Raw genomic sequence first — 20,399 nt, forward strand, 5'->3', positions numbered from 1 at the left:
CGCCTCTCGCGCGTGCAGGGAGAGACCTCATCCCCGCCTCACACTCGCCCCGCCATCCACGGGCAGCGTCACGCCCGTAATGAAATTCGCCTCGTCCGACGCCAGGAACAGCGCAGCGTTTGCGACGTCCCATCCGGTGCCCATCTTCTTGCGCAGCGGCACCTTGCTGTCGCGTTCGGCTTCGACTTCGGCGCGGGTCTTGGACCATTCGCGGGCGCGGGTGTCCACCGCCATTGGCGTGTTCATCAGGCCGGGCAGGATGACGTTGGCGCGGATGCCGTATTCGGCGTTCTGGTAGGCGAGCTGTTCCGTGAAAGCGATCATCGCCGATTTCGTCGCCTTGTACGCAACGTAAGGATAGGTGGTGATCGCGGCCATCGAGGAGATGTTGATGATGGCGCCGCTTCTCTGCGCGCGCATGATCGGGATCACTTCCTTGGCCGCCAGAATGCAGCTCTTCAGATTGATGGCGACGACGCGGTCGAACGCTTCCTCGGTGATCTCTAGCAGCTCCGCATCGCCGCCGGACAGGCTGACGCCGACATTGTTGTGCAGCACGTCGATGCGGCCCCAGCGCGATTTGGCGTCGGCGACCATCGCCTTGATGTCGGCAGACTTGGTTACGTCGGCCTTGAAGGCCGCCGCGATGCCTTGCTTCGCCGCGATCAGGTCGACGGTCTCCTGCGCCGATTCCAGGTGATGGTCGACGCACAGCACCTTCGCGCCCTCACGCGCGAAGGTCAGCGCGGTGGCGCGGCCGTTGCCCATGCCTTCGCCCGGGCTCTGGCCGGCGCCGACGACGATCGCAATCTTGTCCTTCAGGCGCATCTCAGTTCACTCCCGGCCGGCGAGGCCGGCATCGTCCTCAGGGCCCTGCATATCGTTCCATCCCGATATTTTCGTGCAAATTAGCAACGGAGCGCTGAGGTGAGAAGGCCTGCCAACACGCGCCGATGTCATTGACATCGCATGGAATTGCATGCCGCGGCGCGGGACGGCTCGGGCGAGCAGGCGTGTTGTGGAACCGTCTGCACGCAACTGCGTTTGTTGCTGGGGGCTTTTCGCGCTACGCTTCCCTCGGGGTTTCCCAATCGCCAGTGGCTTGCCGATGAATCTGCTTGATCCACAAGGGCCCGTAGCTGCGGCCAACAGCACCATTTTGGTCGATTCCGTTTTCATCATGCTCGCGATCGTGGTGCCGACTATTTTCGCGATTCTGGCTTTTGCGTTCTGGTTTCGCGCATCCAATCCGAAGGCGCGCTTCCAACCCGACTTCGTTTATTCCGGTCGCGTCGAGATGGTGGTGTGGGCGATCCCCGCACTGACCGTGATCCTGCTCGGCGGCGTTGCCTGGATCGGCTCGCATAAGCTCGATCCCGCAGCACCGGTGCCGGGGACCGGGAGCCCTGTGCGGATCCAGGCCGTCTCACTCGACTGGAAATGGCTGTTCATCTATCCCGACCAGCGCATCGCCACGGTCAACGCGCTGACGGTGCCGGCTGGTGCCGAGCTGAATTTCCAGCTGACGTCGTCGAGCGTGATGAACACGTTCTTCATCCCGCAGCTCGGCAGCATGATCTATACCATGAACGGCATGGTGACGAGGCTTAACCTGCGTGCCGACGACGAAGGTAAGCTCAAGGGGCTGTCGGCGCATTTTTCCGGCGACGGCTTTCCGGACATGATGTTCGACGTCAACGTAATCTCGCCGCTCTCATTTCCGGATTGGGTTGCGACCACCGCGAAAACCGACGCTGTGCTGAATGAGGACAGCTATAAGAAGTTGATGCAGCAGGGCATTGAGACGGGCAGGCCGACCTATCGCCTCGACGATCCCAGGCTGTTCAACCTGATCTCGACCCAGCAAATCCCGCCCGGGCCCGGACCGGAACTGCTATCCGATGCCGGCCGACCGCACAGTGGAGGCCATGATGCTCGGTAAGCTCGATTGGTCGGCGATCCCGTTCGGCCAGCCGATTCCGCTGATCGCGGGCGCCGTGGTGCTGGTGGGGATACTGGCAGTGCTGATCTGGGTCGTGGCGAAGGGACATCTGCCTTATCTCTGGCAGGAATGGATCACCAGCGTCGATCACAAGCGCATCGGCGTGATGTACATCCTGCTGGCTTCAGTGATGCTGCTGCGGGGCGGCAGCGATGCCATCATGATGCGGATTCAGCAGGCGATCGCGTACCAGTCGCAGGGCTATCTTCCGCCGGAACACTACAACCAGATCTTTTCGGCCCACGGCACCATCATGATCTTCTTCGTGGCGATGCCGTTCGTGATCGGCTTGATGAACCTCGTCGTGCCGCTTCAGCTCGGCGTGCGCGACGTCGCTTTTCCGACGCTGAATTCAGTCGGCTTCTGGCTGACCGCGACAGGCGCGCTGCTGGTCAACCTGTCGCTCGTGATCGGCGAGTTCGCGCGCACCGGCTGGCTCGCCTTTCCGCCGCTATCGGAGCTGTCCTATTCGCCGGGCGTCGGCGTCGACTATTACGCCTGGTCGCTGCAGATATCCGGCGTCGGCACGCTGGTCGCAGGCATCAATCTCGTCACGACAGTGCTGAAGCTGCGCACCAAGGGCATGAACTATCTGCGCATGCCGATGTTTTGCTGGACCACGCTGGCTTCGAACCTCCTGATCGTTGCGGCGTTCCCGATCCTCACCGCGACGCTCGCGATGCTGCTGCTCGACCGTTATCTTGGCTTCCACTTCTTCACCAACGAGGCCGGTGGCAACGTCATGATGTTCATGAATTTGATCTGGGCCTGGGGCCATCCGGAGGTCTACATCCTCGTGCTGCCGGCCTTCGGCATCTTCTCCGAGGTGGTGTCGACCTTTTCCGGCAAGGCGCTGTTCGGTTACCGTTCGATGGTGCTCGCCACCATGGCGATCTGCATCATCTCCTTCATGGTCTGGCTGCACCATTTCTTCACGATGGGCGCGGGTCCCGATGTCAACGCCATCTTCGGCATCGCCAGCATGATCATCGCGGTGCCGACGGGGGTGAAGATCTACAACTGGCTGTTCACGATGTATGGTGGCCGGATCCGCTTTGCGACGCCGATGCTGTGGGCGGTCGGCTTCATGGTCACCTTCATCATCGGCGGCTTGACCGGCGTACTGGTTGCGGTGCCGCCGGCGGATTTCATGCTTCACAACAGCATGTTCCTGGTGGCGCATTTCCACAACGTCATCATCGGCGGCGTGCTGTTCGGCGCCTTCGCCGGCTTCGAATACTGGTTTCCCAAGGCGTTCGGCTTCCGCCTCGACGAGCGCTGGGGCAAGCTCGCGTTCTGGTTTACCTTCTCAGGCTTCTATGTCACCTTCGTTCCGCTCTATGTCGCCGGCATGCTCGGCATGACGCGGCGCATGCAGCACTATGACGTCGCGGAGTGGCGACCCTGGATGATCGTGGCTGCGATCGGCATGGCCGTGTTGTCGATCGGCGTGATCTGCCAGATCATGCAGCTCGTTATCAGCATCCGCAACCGCGAGGCTTTGCGCGACCGCACCGGCGATCCCTGGGACGGCCGCTCCTTGGAATGGGCGACCTCGTCGCCGCCGCCGGTGTTCAATTTCGCCTTCCATCCCGACGTGCGCGGCGAAGACGCCTATTGGGACATAAAGATTCACGCCCAGCAGCAATCGCTCGAGCACACTGCGCCCGAATACCACGACATCGAGATGCCCAGGAACTCTCCGACGGGTTTCGTCTGCGCGTTCTTCGCCACCATCATGGGCTTTGCGCTGATCTGGCACATCTGGTGGATGGTGATCTTGGGCGGCATTGGCGCGTTCGCGACCTTCGTCGTGTTCGCCTGGCGCGACCATGACGAATACGTCATTCCGGCGGACGAAGTCGCGCGCATCGACCGTATCAATCTCGAGGAACGGCGCAGCCTCGTCAGCATGGCGGGAGCGATCTGATGTCGATGACAGCGACCGTCGGCCGCGCCCATGCCGATCCCCATCACATCGGGCTCGTCGTCGAGCATCCCGGCCCCGCATCGAAGCGCATCGTGACGGCTTACGGCTTCTGGGTCTTCCTGCTCTCCGACATCGTGATGTTCTCCTGCTTCTTCGCGGCCTATGCGGTGCTGGTCAGCCAGACCGCCGACGGCCCGAAAGGCTCGGAGATCTTCGAGCAGCGGAACGTTGCGATCGAGACGGTTTGCCTGCTGCTGTCGAGCTTCACTTGTGGCATGGCGAGCATTGCGGCCGACGTCCGCAACCGGTTCTGGTTTTATCTCGGCATGGCCGTGACCTGCGTGCTCGGCCTCATCTTCCTCTTGATCGAGTTCCGCGAATTCGCCGATCTCGTCTCCCGCGGCTATGGCCCGTCGCGCAGTGCCTTCCTGACTGCGTTCTTCTCGCTGGTCGGGTGTCACGGCCTGCATGTGTCGGCTGGCGTGCTCTGGCTGCTCACCATGATGGCCCAGGTCTTCGCAAAGGGCTTTCGCGCCGACGTCCTGCGCCGGATGATGTGCTTCGCGCTGTTCTGGCACGCGCTCGACATCATCTGGGTCGGCGTCTTTTCCGTCGTCTATCTGCTAGGGAGTGGCGTATGAGCGATCAGACGCACGCGCGGACTGAACATGATCTCGCTCCGGGCGAAGAAGAGCAGCACAGCGTAGGTGAGCGGATCGTTGGCTACGTTGTTGGTCTCGGCCTGGCGCTGCTCCTGACGGCAACGTCATTCTTCATCGCCGGCACCGATCTGGTCTGGCAGCCTTCCATTCCCGTCGCGCTGATCGTGCTTGCGATCGCGCAGATGGGCGTGCATCTGGTGTTCTTCCTGCACATCACCACGGGGCCTGACAACACCAACAACGTGCTGGCGCTGGCCTTCGGGCTGCTGGTCGTGTTCCTGGTGGTGGGCGGAACCGTCTGGATCATGGCGCATCTCAATCAGAACATGCCGCCGATGGATCAGTTCATTCGGATGCACAGCTAGCGCCGCGCAGAAAAGAAGAGCCGCTTGTTGTGACAAGCGGCCCAAGTCTAGGGAGGAAACGCCCGAGCAAAGACAATCCGATGAGGATCGCCTGCCAAGGATGCACTCGCGCAAGGCGCGTGTGCACGTTTATGAGTGTACCAATTCGCGACGGAGTTCAATTCCGGATCAATACTGTCTCGGTCTACCACTCACGGCTGCGTGAACCACTTGCTCACTTTGGCCGGCGGCAATTGTAGGCCCTGCGGAAGCCCGAGGCCTGCGCGTCGTCCTCCGAGCAGAACCAGCGGTCCGGCTGGGTGGTTGCGGCGTAGCTCGGGCAGCCCCGCAGATGATAGATGCCGATATTGCCGGTGACGCGCGCGCGCACAGCGAGCTTGCCCTTGATGGCGCAGCTCGGCGGCGCCGTCAGTTCTTCCGGAAACAGCACCGCGCGAATCTCCTTGTCGCGGTCGGCGCGGCAGGCGGCGCCGAGCAGGGCGCCATCTTTCTTGCCGGTGCGGAATTCTTGCGGTGCAACAAAGCAGCCCTTCCAGATGCCGGCAGATGCCGTCTTGGCTTCGGCAGCCGCCGGCTTGACGTTGGCCTTGGTGGGCTCGCGCGCGATGGCAAAGCCCAGTTTGAGCAGCTGCTCGTTCAACGAGACCTTGTCGCCCTCGACCGTGCAGACCGCGCGGTGGCGCTTGCCAAAATTCTTCTCGGGACCGACATCGTCGCAACGCACGGGCTTTCCGCCGACCAGCTTGGTGAGCTGGTCGCGGGCCTCGATGCCGCAGGTCCAGGGATCGGCGTGATCGTCGATGCAGATCTGGTCCAGCTCGGGCGCGTCGACGCCGTCGAGCCGGTAGGTGACGTCGCCGAGCTGAATGGAATTGGCGTCACGGACGGTCGCGGCGGCGGTCAGCGCGGTGGCGGGGCTGGAGATCCCCAGAGATCCGGACAGAGCGAGAAATAAAACGAGCGCGAAGGCGCGGGCGGCGGCAAATGAATTCTCGACGGACATAATCTCTCGCTATCGATTGCTCTTGGCCTCCGTTCCTAGCATCCGGCTGGGACGATACCAATGGTCTGCGCTGTGCGAAGTGCGACATTCGCGCGCGAGCCTTTACTCGCCGGCCGGTCTGCCCCTATCGTTTGCCGGCCTTGTGAGCCGTGACGGCCGAATCGCCCGCGAAGCGGCGAGGGCGGGAGGAAGATTTTTTGATGAAAGACCCCGTGGACGTCCTGATCATCGGCGCCGGCGCTTCGGGCGCCGCAGTGGCGTGGTCGCTGGCCGAGACCAAGATGCACATTCTCTGCCTGGAGCAGGGCGGCTGGATGAATCCGGCGGAATATCCCAGCACGGGCCGCGACTGGGAGGCCAAATTCTACGGCGAGTGGTCGTCGAGCCCGAATGTCCGCGGCCGACCCGAAGATTATCCGATCAACGACGACAATTCGCCGATCAAGGTCGTCAACTATAATGCGGTCGGTGGCTCGACGGTGATGTACACCGCGCATTGGCCGCGACTGCATCCCTCTGATTTCAAGGTGAAGACGCTGGACGGCGTCGCCGACGACTGGCCGATCGATTACGACGCCCTGACCCCGTTCTTCGAAGAGAACGACCGGATGATGGGCACGTCCGGTCTATCGGGCGATCCGCTGTCGCCGCTGACGCATCCGCCGATGCCGCAACAGCCGCTTGGATTGTCCGGGGCCATCATCGGCAAGGCCATGAACAAGCTCGGCTGGCACTGGTGGCCGTCGGACACGACGGTTGCGACCATGGATTATGAGGGCCGCGCCCGCTGCATCAATCTCGGCCATTGCACGCCGGCCTGCGCGCAAGGTGCAAAATCCTCGACCGACATCACCTATTGGCCGCATGCGGTCCGCGCCGGCGTCGAGCTGCGCACCCATTGCCGGGTACGCGAGATCACGACCGACGAGAACGGCATGGCCACGGGCGTGGTCTATTACGACAAGGACGGGGTCGAGCAGTTCCAGCCGGCGCATGTCGTCATCATTGCCTGCAACGGCGTCGGCACGCCGCGGCTGCTGCTGAACTCGAAATCTGACCGCTTCCCGGACGGTCTTGCCAACTCGTCAGGCCTCGTCGGCAGGAATTTGATGTTCCACCCCTATGCGCAGATCTATGGTTACGTAAAGGAGCCGACCGACAGCAACCGCGCGCCGCCGACCTGCCTGTGGAGCAAGCAGTGGTATGACACGGACCTGTCGCGCGGCTTCGTGCGCGGCTATGGCGTCCAGTTCGTGCGCGGGGCCGGGCCGGTGTTCGAGGCGGTCGTCAGCGAGCAGAAGGGCATTCTGCCCTGGGGCGCAGATCATCACCGCGTCTTCCGCAAGCTCAACGGCCATCGGCTCGGGTTCTCTGCGATCTGCGAGGACCTGCCGGAGGAGCACAACCAGGTCACGCTCGATCCGGTGCTGAAGGACAGCCACGGAATCCCCGCGCCGAAGATCAACTACACGATCAGCGAGAACAGCCGGAAGATGATGGACCATGCGCTCGCCCGCGGCCGCGAGGTCCTGGAAATGGCAGGGGCGACCGACATCTGCATCAATTCGCCGATCCCGTGGGGCGGCTGGCATCTGCTCGGCACCGCGCGGATGGGCACCGACCCAAAACGCTCCGTCGTCAACGAATGGGGCCGCACGCATGACGTGAAGAACCTGTTCATCGTCGACGGCAGCATCTTTGTCACCTCGGGCGGCGTGAACCCGACCTCCACCATCCAGGCCCTCGCGCTCTACATCGCCGACCAGATGAAGCAGCGCCTCGCCAATCTGTTCGACTGAGGCCGTCATGTCCGCAGACAACCAGCTTACGCGCGTCCAATGCAACGACCTTCGCACCGTCGCCGGCATGATCGTGCCCGCCAGCGACGAATACAAGGTGCCCGGCGCTGACGACCCCGCGATCCAGGCCGACATTCTTGCGACGCTCGGGCGCGACGCCAGATTGGTGACGGCGGCGCTGGACCATCTGGCGCGGCTCGCCGGCCAGCCGCTCGCGGAGCTCGATGCCGCCAGGCGCGATGCAGTGGCGCAGGAGTTTCGCAAGCAGGGCGGCGCGGCGGCCGCGACACTCGTTCGCGTCGTGCTGCAATGCTACTACCGCGACGATCGCGTGCTGCGCTCGCTCGGGCTCGAGCTGCGCGCGCCGTTCCCCAACGGCTATGTGCTCCCGGACGGCGACTGGTCGCTGCTCGACCCGGTCAAGGCCAGGTCCGGTACGTTGCGGCGGGCACCCTAGCCACCTAGGCAGTCCAGCCTTGCGCCCCAGACGGGCCACTTGCGCCTGACGGAACAGGCCACCATCTGTGTGAGCCTCAAGGACTTTTGCCATGCTGGATTTCACTTCAGATATCGTCGATGACGCGGTGTCATCGCGAACGGCGGCGGCTGTCGCGGACAATGACCGGGCCCTGCTGGACGCCTATTCCAATGCCGTGATCGACGTCACCGACCGCGTCGGTCCAGCCGTCGTCCGCGTCGAGACCGGGCCAAAAGTGCCGAACGGCCGCGAACGGGGCGGGCTCGGCTCGGGCATCGTGATCTCGCCGGATGGGCTCGTCCTCACCAACAGCCATGTGGTTGGGACCTCCAAGGAGATCCGGCTGCGGGACGTCGAGGGCAACGTCGGCGACGCCCGGGTGCTCGGCGTCGACCCTGATACAGATCTGGCGCTGTTGCGCGCCAATGGCGTGCGCGACTTGCCCTATGCCGCGCTTGGCAACTCGAAGACGTTGCGGCGCGGCCAGCTTGTGATCGCGATCGGCAATCCGCTCGGCTTTGAATCGACCGTCACCGCCGGCGTCGTCTCGGCGCTCGGGCGCTCGATCCGCTCCGTCAGCGGCCGCACCATCGAGGACGTGATCCAGACCGATGCCGCGCTCAATCCTGGCAATTCCGGCGGACCGCTGGTGTCGTCGAATGCAGAGGTGATCGGCATCAACACCGCGATCATCAATGGCGCGCAAGGCATCTGCTTTGCGGTTGCCAGCAATACCGCGCAGTTCGTGCTCTCGGAGATCATCCGTCATGGTTACGTCCGCCGCGCCTTCATCGGCGTTGCCGGACAGACCGCACCGGTCCCGCGGCGGCACGCGGTGCTGGCCGGCGTCGAGAACAAGATGGGCGCGCTCCTGATGCAGATCGAGCAGGACGGCCCGGCGGCGAAGGCGGGCCTGTTGCCAGGCGACGTCGTGATCAGGCTGGACGGTGTCGACATCAACGGCGTCGACGATCTGATCCGGGTGCTCGACCGCGACCGGATCGGCCGGCGGCTCGCCATGGACGTGCTGCGACTCGGGCGCCTGCGGGCGATCGAGATCGATCCGATCGAGCGGAAGCCGCAGCGCTAGCTGTGAGGCCACAGGCGGGGTATGACGGTGTCATGCCTCGCCTCCGGACCCTCGCCGCATGATGCCGGCGCATGAGACCTACGACGTCATTGTCATCGGCGCCGGTGCCGGCGGCATGACCGCTGCGGCGGTTGCCGCCGCCGAAGGGTTGCACGTGCTGGTGATCGAGAAGACCGCCTTTGTCGGTGGCACGACCGCGTGGTCCGGCGGCATGGTGTGGATCCCTGCCAATGCCAGGATGAAGGAGGCGGGGCTCGCCGACAGCATCACGGATGCCGTTCGGTATCTGTCGAGCACGGTGCCGGAGCCCGCCAATGCGGGCCTGCGCGCTGCCTTCCTTGCGCGTGGGCCAGAGGCGGTTGCCTATCTCGAAGCCAACACGGAAGTTCGCCTGCAGCCGGTGAAACCCTATCCGGACTTTTATCCGGAGCGGCTCGGTGCGACGCCGGGCGGACGCGTGCTGGAGCCAGTTGCGTTCGACGGCACCCGGCTGGGCGCGCATTTCGCGCGGCTGCGTGCGCCATTGCCGGAGTTCACGCTGTTCGGCGGGATGATGGTCAATCGCCTCGACATCCGGCATCTGCGCCGGATCGGAAAATCGCTGCGCTCGACCTTGCGTGCGGCGCGGCTGGTCTCGGAGTATGCGCTGCAGCGGCTGCGCTGGCCCCGCGGCACGACATTGCATCTCGGCAATGCGCTTGCGGCGCGGCTCTATGCGTCGCTGCTGGCGCGGCAGGTCGAGATCCTCTTCAGCGCCGATGTCGAGGATTTGTCGGTGCAGGGCGATCGAGTCAGCGGCGTGGTCATTCGCCATGGCTCACGCGATCGCTCCATCGCAGCGAGGCGAGGTGTCGTGCTGGCGACCGGCGGCTTTTCGCACGACGCCGCGTTGCGCAAGCGCTTTTTCCCGCCTGCGGCCGGCTTCGTCTCGGCGACCAGCACAGCAGGTACAGGCGACGGGCTTCGGCTCGCGATGACGGCCAGTGCTGCGCTCAACACGGAGGCGACCAGCCCGGCCTATTGGGTACCTGCTTCGCTGTTCCGCCGTGACGACGGCAGCCGCGGCGTCTTCCCGCATACCGTGACCGACCGCGCCAAGCCCGGCGTGATCGCCGTCAACGCCGCGGGGCGACGCTTCGTCAACGAGGCGCTGTCCTACCATGAGTTCGTGCTCGCCATGCTGCGCGATGGCAATGGCGAGCCGGATCGGCCGTTCTATCTGATCTGCGACCGTCAGTTTCTGTGGAGCTATGGCCTCGGCCGCATCAAGCCATTTGCGCGTGGTACCAGGCGCTATATCGCGAGCGGCGAGTTGATCGAGGCGCCTGATATCGCGCAGCTCGCGGCGAAGATCGGCATCAAGCCGTCTGTGCTGAGTGCGACGATCGCGAGCTACAATTCCGGCGCGAAGGAGGGCCGCGATCCCGAATTCGGCCGTGGCAGCACCATCTACCAGCGGCACCTCGGCGATATCAGCCATAAGCCAAACCCTTGCGTCGCGTCGATCCACCATGCGCCATTCTTCGCGATGCGCATCTACCCGGCCGATCTCGGCACCGCCATCGGCATGAAGGTGGACGCGCAGGCGCGCGTGCTGCGCGCGGACGGCACGCCGATCGCGGGCCTTTACGCCTGCGGCAACGACATGGGCTCGATCATGAATGGGAATTATCCCGGGCCGGGCATCACGCTCGGGCCGGCGCTGACGTTCGGGTATATCGCGGGACGACATCTGGCGGAGGGGAGTGTGGTGACGGCGACGCGTGCTGCCAAGCTATCCCTCTGATCGTTATCTCCGCTGTATCCACAATCTCCGTCATTGCGAGCGCAGCGAAGCAATCCAGGAATCATTCCACGGTGGCAGTCTTGATTGCTTCGTCGCAAGGGCTCCTCGCAATGACGAGCAGAGGGCTTGCCCCTCTCGTCGTTACTCCGCCGCCGCAGCGAAACGGCTGTTCTCCAGCTCGGCCTCGAGCCGCGCCTTCTCGGCCGCAGCCAGCTTGACGTTCGCCTCCTTGACATGGCCGAAGCCGCGGATCGTCTCCGGCACGCGGGCAAGCCTCGCCAGCAGCGGAATTTCCTCCGCCTGCAGGCCGGCTGTCCGCTGATCAATCATCGACAGATATTCCTCGATCAGCTTGCGCTCCGCCCGCCGCTCCTCGGTGCGGCCGAACGGATCGAACGCGCCGCCTCGCAAAAACTTGAGCTTCGCCAGCACGCGGAAGGCGTGGATCATCCAGCCGCCAAACTCCTTCTTCTGCAGATGCCCGGTCGTCTTGTCACGCTGCGCGAAGATCGGCGGCGCCAGATGGAACTTCAGCGTGAAGTCACCGTCGAATTTCTCCGACACCTTCCTGGCAAAACTGCCGTCGGTGTAGAGCCGCGCGACCTCGTACTCGTCCTTGTAGGACATCAGCTTGAACAGGTTTTTCGCGGCCGCTTCGGTCAGCTCCGTGGACGCGGGCGAGGCCGCCGTCTCCGCTTTGCGCACCTTGGAGATGGCCGCGAGATAGCGATCCGCATAGGCCTTGTTCTGATAGCCGGTCAAAAACTCCGCCCGGGTCGCGATGATGTCGTCGAGCGACTTCGTCGGCGCGCTCGCCCGGCTCTTGAACTGGAGCACGCTGCGCACGCGCGACATGTCGTGGGCGGCCAGCCGTCCCCAGGTGAAGGCGAGCTTGTTCATCTCGATCGCGGCGCCGTTGATCTCGATGGCGCGGAGCAGGGCCTCCAGCGACAGCGGGATCGCGCCCTTCTGGAAGGCGAAGCCGAGCATGAAGGGATTGGTCGCGATGCTGTCGCCTATCAGCGCCGCGGCGATGCCCGTCGCGTCGATGATGTCGAGGTTCTTGTCGCCGATGGCGTCGCGCAGCACGGTCTGCATCGTGCCCATCTCGAAATCGAGATCGGGGTTTTGCACGAAGCTGGCGGTCGGCTGCAGGTCGGCGTTGATATAGGCCTTGGTCACCCCGCGCTCGGCGCGGCTCAGCGCGGTGGGGCCGGCCGAGACGATCATGTCACAGCCGAGGATGACGTCCGCGCCGCCGGTGGTGATACGGACCGCGGAAATGTCCTCCGGCCTCTGTGCGATACGGACATGACTCATCACGGCGCCGTTCTTCTGCGACAGGCCGGTGAAATCCAGCGCCGAGCAGCCGCGGCCGTCGACATGAGCGGCCATGCCGAGCAGGGCGCCGATGGTGATGACGCCGGTGCCGCCGATGCCGGTGACGAGGATGTTGTAGGGGCCTTCGAGTTCACGCGCGGGCGGCAGCGGCAAATCGGCGAACATCTGGCCTGAATCCACCGCCGACGTCTTCACGCGCTTCAGTGAACCGCCATGCACGGTGACAAAACTCGGGCAAAAGCCCTCGACGCAGGAAAAGTCCTTGTTGCAGTTCGACTGGTCGATCTGGCGCTTGCGGCCGAACTCGGTTTCCAGCGGCTGCACCGAGACGCAGTTGGACGCTTGTGAGCAATCGCCGCAGCCTTCGCAGATGAGCTCGTTGATGAAGGCGCGCTTGGCGGGATCGGGATAGAGACCGCGCTTGCGGCGGCGGCGCTTTTCCGCGGCGCAGGTCTGATCGTAGATCACGACCGTGAGGCCCGTGATGTCGCGCAGCTCGCGCTGCACGGCATCGAGCTCGCGGCGGTGATGGATGGTCGCGCCTTGCGGGAAGTAATTGCCGTCGGGATATTTGCTCGGATCGTCCGAGACGATCGCAAGGCGCTTGACGCCCTCGGCCCAGACCTGGTGCGCGATCTGTGCGACGTTAAAGGCGCCCTCGGCCGGCTGGCCGCCCGTCATCGCGACGGCGTCGTTGTAGAGAATCTTGTAGGTGATGTTGATGCCGGCGGCCGATGCCGCGCGAAGGGCGAGGAGCCCGGAATGCGTATAGGTGCCGTCGCCGAGATTCTGAAAAATGTGCTTCTCGGTGGTGAAGGGCGACTGGCCGATCCAGTTCACGCCCTCGGCGCCCATGTGCGAGATCAGGTCGGTGCGGCGGGTCGGCATGCTCAGGGCCATGCCGTGGCAGCCGATGCCGGCCATGGCGCGGCTGCCCTCGGGCACACGCGTCGACGTGTTGTGCGGGCAGCCCGAGCAGAAGAACGGCGTGCGCGCGAGCTTGATCTGCGTGGTGGCGGTGACGGGATTGTCGAAGGCCTCCAGCCGGGCGAGACGCTGCTCCAGCACCGGGCTGTGATGACCGAGCTTGCGCAGCCGCGCCACCAGCGCGCCCGCAACGATGGTCGGCGTCAGCTCGCCTTCGCTCGGCAGCAGCGGCGCGCCGCTCTCGTCGCGTTTTCCCGTGACGGTCGGACGCCGGGACGCATCGATGTTGTAGAGGATGCGCATCAGCTGGTCTTCGATGAAGCCACGCTTTTCCTCGACCACCAGCACGTCCTGAAGGCCTTCGGCGAAACGCCTGGCGCCGCTTTCCTCCAGCGGCCAGGTCAGTGCGACCTTGTAGATGCGAAGGCCGAGATCCTGCGCGTCCTTGTCGGTGATCCCCAAGTCGGCCAGCGCCTGGCGCAGATCGAGATAGGCCTTGCCGGTCGCGACGATGCCGAGCCGCGCGGGCTTTGAATCGAGCACGATGCGGTCGAGCTGGTTGGCACGGGCAAAGGCTTGCACCGCGGCCATCTTGGGGCCGAACAACCGCCGCTCGGCGTCCAGCGGCGGATCGGGCCAGCGGATGTTGAGGCCGCCGGGCGGCATCTCGAAATCATCGGGGAGCCTGATCTGGATGCGCGCGGGATCGCTGTCAATCGAGGCCGAGCTCTCCACGGTCTCGCTGATGGCCTTGAAGCCGACCCAGCAGCCGGAGAAGCGCGACAGCGCGAAACCGTAGAGGCCGAGATCGAGGTAATCCTGCAGCGTTGCCGGATTGATCACGGGGATCAGGGCCGCGGCGAAGACCTGCTCGCTCTGATGCGCCAGCGTCGAGGACTGGCAGCCGTGGTCGTCGCCGGCGAGCGCGAGCACGCCGCCATTGAGCGAGGTACCGGCCGCATTGGCGTGCTTGAGCGCGTCGACCGATCGGTCGACGCCGGGGCCCTTGCCGTACCAGATGCCGAATACGCCATCGACCTTGGCGCCGGGAAACAGGCCGACCTGCTGACTGCCCCAGACGGCGGTCGCCGCCAGATCCTCGTTCAGGCCGGGGACGAAGGCGATGTCGTGCTGCTGGAGGTGCGACTTCGCGCGCCACAGCGCATGATCGTACATGCCGAGCGGGGAACCGCGATAGCCGGAGATGAAGCCGCCGGTGTTGAGCCCCTGGAGTCGGTCGCGTTCGCGCTGCAGCATGGGCAGGCGGACCAGGGCCTGGGTGCCGGACAGGAAGATCCGCTTCGATTCGAGCCGGTACTTGTCGTCCAGCTCGACCTGCATCAGCGTCATTTCGAAAGTCCTTGCTTTTCTTGGTCCGGCGAGGGTGTGCGCTGCGGGAGGGAATTTCGGTTGCGAAGCAGCTGGTCGCAGTCAAGAGCATGGACCGGTGAAGTCAATATCGCTGGCCGCATCCGTGGCGCTCCCGCTCGTCATGGCTTGTGGCAGGCGCCGTACAGAAGCCCCGGGGTGAAGACGCGCGTTCGACAAAGGCAAGGACGTTTGTCGCGACGATGTTGCGCAATATGGCGACGCTGAAGGATTCGTAGGCGTATGAGGAAAAACATCGGTAGCTGTTTGGGGTGGGGTGGCAGCGCCACACTCTCCGCTCGTCATTCGGGGCGCGACGAAGTGGTGAGCCCGGAATCCATTTCGCCTCATATATTGCGGCCCGATGGATTCCGGCTCGACGCTTATGCGTCGCCCCGGAATGACGACGGAGAGCGCTCATCCTTTGAGCAAATGCACGTCGCAAAGCCGTCGCACAGCGAATAAGCAGAGACGATCTCATCCGATAACATTCTGATAGCGCAGCGAATTTCTCTACGCTGCGCGTTCAATCGCAATTGTACACAATGGCACGGCGCTTGCAGAACTCCTGGCAAAGAGAGTTCTCGCGGGGGCCTTGAGTCATGTTGAGCTCAACCAAGCCGACACTGGGCGTCATCAACGCCGAACCCGAGCCGATCCAGCTCGACTGGGCGAGCACCGCGCTCGTGATCATCGACATGCAGCGCGACTTCATGGAGCCCGGTGGCTTCGGTGAAACGCTCGGCAACGACGTCAGTCAGCTCGCGCGCGCCGTGAAGCCGATCGGGGCGGTGCTGAAGGCGGCGCGCGACACTGGCATGCTGGTGGTCCACACCCGAGAGGGTCATCTGCCCGATCTCTCCGATGCGCCGCCGGCGAAGGTCGAGCGCGGCGCACCGTCCTTGCGGATCGGCGATCCCGGTCCGATGGGCCGCATTCTTATTCGTGGCGAAGCCGGTCACGACATCATCCCGGAGCTTTATCCGCTCGACAGCGAGGTCATCATCGACAAGCCCGGCAAGGGCGCGTTCTACGCCACCGAGCTCACCGATGTGCTGGAGCAATATGGCATCGAGAATCTTCTGGTGTGCGGCGTCACCACCGAAGTGTGCGTCAACACCACCGTGCGCGAGGCCAATGACCGCGGCTATCGCTGCGTCGTCATCTCGGACGGTTGCGCATCCTACTTCCCCGAGTTTCACGAGATGGGCCTGAAGATGATCAAGGCCCAGGGCGGCATCTTCGGCTGGGTAGCTGACTCAGCTGCAGTACTGGAGGCGATGAAGACTTCGACCACACAGGGGTAATATGATGAGCACATTGACGGGGACGGCCGGCAAGTCCGATTTGAACAAGCCCGAGTTCAAGCCGGCGTTATGGACATCGGGCGACTGGAACGCGTTTTTCGGCTTCGGCACCAATATCCTCGTCAACATGCTGGTGCTCACGGGCCTGCTGCGTTTCGTATTGAAGATGCCGGACAGTCTCGTATTCGGCCGCATCCTGCCCGCGCTCGGGCTGATGATGTGCCTGTCGACTTTCTATTACGCCTTCCTTGCCTATCGCCTGGCGCAGAAGACCGGCCGCAGCGACGTCTGCGCGCTGCCCTCGGGTGTCAGCGTGCCGCACATGTTCATCGTCACCTTCGTGATCATGCTGCCGATCACGCTCAAGACCGGCGATCCGCTCAAGGGCTGGTCGGCCGGCCTGGTCTGGGTGTTCTTCCAGAGCTTCATCCTCATGATCGGCGGCTTCGTCGCGCCGTTCATTCGCAAGATCACGCCGCGCGCAGCGCTGCTCGGCACGCTTGCCGGCGTCTCCGTCACCTTCATCTCGATGCGGCCTGCGCTCGAGATGTACATGACGCCGCAGATCGGCCTGGTCTGCTTTGCCATCATCCTGGTGAGCTGGTTTGGTGGTGTGAAGTATCCGAAAGGCATTCCCGCGGGTCTCGTCGCCATTGCGGCCGGCATGATCATCGCCTGGGGATCGAACCTGTTCGGGCTCGGCCTCGGCGGATTGAGCATCGCGGGCGTGGGGGCTGCCTTCTCCAATTTCGGCTTCTCGGTGCCGATCCCGGCGGTAGGCTATGTCTTCTCCGGCTTCGAATATCTCGGCGTCATCCTCGTTACCGCCATTCCGTTCGGAATCTATGACCTGGTCGAGGCGATGGACAATGTGGAGAGCGCTGAAGCGGCCGGTGACGAATATCCGACCACGCGCGTGCTGACCGCCGACGGCATCGTCAGCCTGATCGGCTGCCTGATGGGCAATCCCTTCATCAACGCCGTCTATATCGGCCATCCCGGCTGGAAGGCGATGGGCGGCCGCATCGGCTATTCGGCTGCGACCGGCATCATGGTGGTGGTGCTGGCCTGGTTCGGCATCATCTCGGTGCTGCTGGCGCTGGTGCCGGTGGTCGCGATCTCGCCGATCCTGCTCTATATCGGCATGCTGATCGGTGCGCAGGCGTTTCAGACCACGCCGGTCAAGCACGCGCCGGCGATCGTGCTGGCGCTGACCCCGCATCTCGCCGCCTGGGCCAAGCTCCAGATCGACACCATGCTGGGCTCGACCATGACGGCCGCAGCAACGGTTGGCGGGATGGCCGCCGACAAGGCCGACGCGGTCAAGACCGCAGCGATCGCCGCATTGCCGCAGCAGGGCGTGTTCTATCACGGGCTGGAAGTGATGGGCGGCGGCTCCATCCTTGGTGGCCTCATCCTCGGTGCGATCGGCGTCTTTATCATCGAGCGCGATTTCGAAAAGGCGTCAGCCTTCGCGCTCGTTGGCGCGGTACTGACCTATTTCGGCTTCATGCACGGCGAAGCCGTCGGCATCGGCGGCGGCTTCGGCGTGACGCCTGCGGTGGCGTTCGCCTATGCCGTGATGGCGGCCGGCCTGTTCGCGGCCAGCAAGCTCGGCACCACCGAGCATTATGCCTCTCATCCGGAGATGCACGCCGCGCCGGCGGAGTAGCTTTAGCCAGCATTGATCGCGGCCGGGTGACCATGTCGCCCGGCCGCTTTTTCAGGCCAGGCCCAGATCGGACAGGATATCGGCCCCGGCACGAACCTCGTGACTGGATCCATTGAAATCCTCGCCGACGGGCTCGCAGGCGCCGCCCAGATGCCGTGCAAAGAACGCTTCGGCAATTGCGAGATGGGAGAGCTGGTTCGGCGGCCTCTGAAATCCGTGTCCCTCATCGGGATAGACGATGTAGGTCACGGGAATCTTTTTCGCCTGCATGGCCGCCGCGATGGTGTCGCTTTCCGCAATCTTGCAGCGAACGTCGTTGGCGCCATGAAAGATCAGCATGGGCTTCTTGATGTTGTCGACCTTGTTGATCGGCGAGCGTTCGGCCAGCAGCTTGCGGCCTTCCTCAGTGCGGGGATCGCCGTAGCTGCGATACATGAATTCAGCGAAGCCGGCCCAATAGGGCGGCATGGATTCCAGCAGCGTTTGCAGGTTGGAGATGCCTACGACCGGTACGGAACAGCAGAACACGTCCGGCGTGAAGGTCGCGCCGACGAACGAGGCCAGTCCACCGTAGGACAGGCCGAAAATCGCGATCTTGTCCTTCTGCGCGATGCCCTCGGCAATTGCCCAATCGACCATGTCGATGAGGTCGTCATGCATCTTGCGCGCGTGCTCTTTCTCGCTTGCCGCGACGAACGCCTTGCCGAAACCCGTCGATCCCCGATAGTTGACCGAAAGCACGGCGTAGCCACGATCGGCCAGCCATTGGTGATCCCTGCGATAGCCGTAGATGTCCCGGCCCCACGGACCACCGTGGACGATGAGGACCATCGGCAGCGGCCGGGGCGGGCGGTCGCCCTCGATATCCGCCGGTAGCGTCAGGTAGGAGACGAGCGTGAGTCCGTCGCGCGACTTGCCCTGAACTTCCTGCATCGGTGCGAGGCGCGGTAGGGTCTTAGCTCGGGCCGCGCCGTGAATAGCTCGGTGATGGTCTGCCTATCGCGGTCAAGCAGATGATATGTGACGGGCTGATCTGGCGCGTGGCCCGCCACGATCCATTGCCGGCCATCATCACTCTGGCTTTCGACATAAAACGCGTGGTCCGGCAGTCGCCTCTTGATCAGGTCGAGTTCGCTCGCGACCGCTGGCGTTAATGCCGTCCATTCCTGCCGGCCGGGGTCGATGCAAACTGCTTCCGGTTCGAAGGTTTTGGTATTGAAGATGGCGCCCGTCACGTCGGCGCAGTCGCTTTGATACAGGACGCGCTCGTCACCGATCCACCAGTCGACCCGCAGCAGCGTCGACTTGTCATGCTCCAGGCTCGAGCTCATGTGGAGGTGGTTACATCCGGCGTCGAACGTCCAGAGCCGTGTACTTGTGTAGGCCTCGAACGGAACGTCGCGCCAGTGCGTCGCCTCCCCACCCTCGAGGCGCCAAAGCCGTGTACCTCCGTCGGCCGCGTTGCTGCGGGCGTGGCGCGGCCTCAGCTGCCAGTCGAGCCCGACATAGTCGAACTCCTGACGGTTTTCCCAGATCAGGGAACGCTCGCCGCTTGCCAGATCGAGCAGGAAGGTGTCGTGCCAACGCGGGTCGCGATCGTTGAGATTGACCGCGACCTTGTCCGGCACAACATGCGACCAGTAGGTCGGAAGCGCCCGGACGTTCGCGAATGGCGTTAGATCACGGAGCTCCTGCGTGTGGGGATCGACGACGAACAGGTGCAGATTCTCATCGCCGTTCTCGTCGTTGAGAAACATGATGTAGCGACCATCCGGGCTCCAGGTCTGCCAGTTGATTGGTCGGCCTCGTGTGCGCGTCACTGGCTGCCCCGCGGCGATGCTGTCGACCGGCGATACCCACACGTTCAGAACGCCGTCGACGGGCGCAAGCCAGGACAGCCATTGGCCATCCGGCGACAGCTTCGCTCCGACGTAGGTCGGATTGCCAAACAGTTTCCTGCGCGGGATCAGGGGACGAGCTGACATTGGCGTCTCTATCGCGTTTCGTGTGCATCAGCGCGGTTACGTCTTTGTGTCAAATATAGTAGCGTTACGTTATGTCAACTCCACGTAGAACCATCGGCGGCGCTGCGAGGTGCGATCAATCGCTTAAGTGGTTTCTGGTCGCGCGAAGAATGTCGTCGGACAGCTTGGGATCGTTCACGGCGCGGGCGAGCACGAGTGCCCCGATCAGGGAGGCGGCCGTCGCGAGCGCCTTCTCTTCGCGCTGCCGCGGCTTTAGCGTTGAGGCCATTCGAGCACTCAGCAGCCCGATCATGCGCCGCACTCCGGCTGTGAAACGTTCTCTCACGCCGCCACTTTGGCGCGGCATCTCACAACACAGGGCTGCGAAAGGGCAACCGCTTCCCGGTTTGTCGCGATGTCCCGCCGAGAGGTACTCGGAAAAATAGTCCCCGAGCGCAAATCCGTCGGGTATTTCTCGCTCTTTGCCGACAACGGCGTGAGTCACCGCTTCTTCGACAAGCCGTTCTTTGGAGCCGAACTGACTGTACATGCTGCCATGGGTCATCCCGGCAGCGTCGGCCAGCGCGTCGACACCCATGCCGGAGATGCCGCGCTCTCGTATGAGGCGGGAGGCGGCATCGAGAATGCGCTCGCGATTCCTGGCCGCCTGTTCCTTTGAAACGCGCATGTCGCAGATCCTTGGTC

Annotated in this window: 16 protein-coding genes; 10 read left to right on the plus strand and 6 right to left on the minus strand. The window is 63.8% G+C overall.

The features are described 5' to 3' along the window. Positions 1-27 precede the first annotated feature (27 nt). A complete protein-coding gene (locus ABIC09_RS12280) occupies positions 28-828 on the minus strand; it encodes an SDR family NAD(P)-dependent oxidoreductase (protein ID WP_354109412.1) in 801 nt (266 codons plus the stop codon). 280 nt (positions 829-1,108) lie between these two features. Here ABIC09_RS12280 and ABIC09_RS12285 point away from each other — a divergent pair, with 280 nt between their 5' ends. Genes ABIC09_RS12285 through cyoD form a run of 4 tightly spaced genes read left to right on the plus strand, consistent with a single transcriptional unit; the run spans position 1,109 to position 4,959 of the window. Next, the gene (locus tag ABIC09_RS12285; protein ID WP_354109413.1) at positions 1,109-1,942 is read left to right on the plus strand and encodes a cytochrome ubiquinol oxidase subunit II family protein; all 834 of its coding nucleotides are present in this window, start codon (positions 1,109-1,111) and stop codon (positions 1,940-1,942) included. Further along, positions 1,932-3,932, plus strand: coding sequence for a cytochrome o ubiquinol oxidase subunit I (gene cyoB, locus ABIC09_RS12290; protein WP_354109498.1), 2,001 nt, complete (start codon positions 1,932-1,934; stop codon positions 3,930-3,932). Before ABIC09_RS12285 ends, cyoB begins: the two co-directional genes overlap by 11 nt. Further along, complete coding sequence (locus ABIC09_RS12295; protein WP_148752433.1) at positions 3,932-4,573, plus strand: cytochrome (ubi)quinol oxidase subunit III; 642 nt, start codon at positions 3,932-3,934, stop codon at positions 4,571-4,573. Before cyoB ends, ABIC09_RS12295 begins: the two co-directional genes overlap by 1 nt. Then, the gene (gene cyoD, locus ABIC09_RS12300) at positions 4,570-4,959 is read left to right on the plus strand and encodes a cytochrome o ubiquinol oxidase subunit IV (protein WP_148752432.1); all 390 of its coding nucleotides are present in this window, start codon (positions 4,570-4,572) and stop codon (positions 4,957-4,959) included. The genes ABIC09_RS12295 and cyoD overlap by 4 nt, the downstream gene beginning before the upstream one ends. A gap of 214 nt (positions 4,960-5,173) precedes the next feature. On the opposite strand, the gene ABIC09_RS12305 is transcribed toward cyoD, so the two are convergent. Continuing rightward, complete coding sequence (locus ABIC09_RS12305; protein ID WP_148752431.1) at positions 5,174-5,962, minus strand: thermonuclease family protein; 789 nt, start codon at positions 5,960-5,962, stop codon at positions 5,174-5,176. 200 nt (positions 5,963-6,162) lie between these two features. Between ABIC09_RS12305 and ABIC09_RS12310 the strand changes: the two genes are divergently transcribed. From ABIC09_RS12310 to ABIC09_RS12325, 4 genes are all read left to right on the plus strand, one after another. Beyond that, complete coding sequence (locus tag ABIC09_RS12310) at positions 6,163-7,761, plus strand: GMC family oxidoreductase (RefSeq protein ID WP_354109414.1); 1,599 nt, start codon at positions 6,163-6,165, stop codon at positions 7,759-7,761. Between the two features lie 7 nt (positions 7,762-7,768). Continuing rightward, positions 7,769-8,218, plus strand: a complete 450-nt coding sequence (locus tag ABIC09_RS12315) for a gluconate 2-dehydrogenase subunit 3 family protein (protein WP_354109415.1) — start codon at positions 7,769-7,771, stop codon at positions 8,216-8,218. Positions 8,219-8,309: 91 nt separating this feature from the next. Further along, the gene (locus tag ABIC09_RS12320) at positions 8,310-9,329 is read left to right on the plus strand and encodes a S1C family serine protease (RefSeq protein ID WP_148752428.1); all 1,020 of its coding nucleotides are present in this window, start codon (positions 8,310-8,312) and stop codon (positions 9,327-9,329) included. A gap of 58 nt (positions 9,330-9,387) precedes the next feature. Then, positions 9,388-11,115 (plus strand): FAD-dependent oxidoreductase, encoded by a 1,728-nt coding sequence (locus ABIC09_RS12325; RefSeq protein ID WP_354109416.1) that lies wholly within the window; start codon positions 9,388-9,390, stop codon positions 11,113-11,115. 141 nt (positions 11,116-11,256) lie between these two features. Here ABIC09_RS12325 and ABIC09_RS12330 read toward each other — a convergent pair whose 3' ends face one another. Next, positions 11,257-14,733, minus strand: a complete 3,477-nt coding sequence (locus tag ABIC09_RS12330; protein ID WP_354109417.1) for an indolepyruvate ferredoxin oxidoreductase family protein — start codon at positions 14,731-14,733, stop codon at positions 11,257-11,259. Positions 14,734-15,353: 620 nt separating this feature from the next. Between ABIC09_RS12330 and ABIC09_RS12335 the strand changes: the two genes are divergently transcribed. Both ABIC09_RS12335 and ABIC09_RS12340 read left to right on the plus strand, forming a co-directional pair. After that, positions 15,354-16,058 (plus strand): cysteine hydrolase family protein, encoded by a 705-nt coding sequence (locus ABIC09_RS12335; RefSeq protein WP_354035885.1) that lies wholly within the window; start codon positions 15,354-15,356, stop codon positions 16,056-16,058. 4 nt (positions 16,059-16,062) lie between these two features. Next, on the plus strand, positions 16,063-17,730 hold the full coding sequence (locus ABIC09_RS12340) for a regulator (RefSeq protein WP_354109418.1): 1,668 nt from the start codon (positions 16,063-16,065) through the stop codon (positions 17,728-17,730). Positions 17,731-17,781: 51 nt separating this feature from the next. Here ABIC09_RS12340 and ABIC09_RS12345 read toward each other — a convergent pair whose 3' ends face one another. From ABIC09_RS12345 to ABIC09_RS12355, 3 genes are all read right to left on the minus strand, one after another. Next, a complete protein-coding gene (locus tag ABIC09_RS12345; protein WP_354109419.1) occupies positions 17,782-18,663 on the minus strand; it encodes an alpha/beta hydrolase family protein in 882 nt (293 codons plus the stop codon). Beyond that, the gene (locus ABIC09_RS12350) at positions 18,609-19,487 is read right to left on the minus strand and encodes a hypothetical protein (protein WP_354109420.1); all 879 of its coding nucleotides are present in this window, start codon (positions 19,485-19,487) and stop codon (positions 18,609-18,611) included. Before ABIC09_RS12350 ends, ABIC09_RS12345 begins: the two co-directional genes overlap by 55 nt. 343 nt (positions 19,488-19,830) lie before the next feature. After that, entirely contained in the window at positions 19,831-20,382 is a 552-nt protein-coding gene (locus tag ABIC09_RS12355; protein WP_354109421.1) for a TetR/AcrR family transcriptional regulator, read from the minus strand. Between the last annotated feature and the right edge of the window lie 17 nt (positions 20,383-20,399).

The organism is Bradyrhizobium sp. S3.12.5 (assembly GCF_040548225.1).
Lineage (GTDB): Bacteria > Pseudomonadota > Alphaproteobacteria > Rhizobiales > Xanthobacteraceae > Bradyrhizobium > Bradyrhizobium cytisi.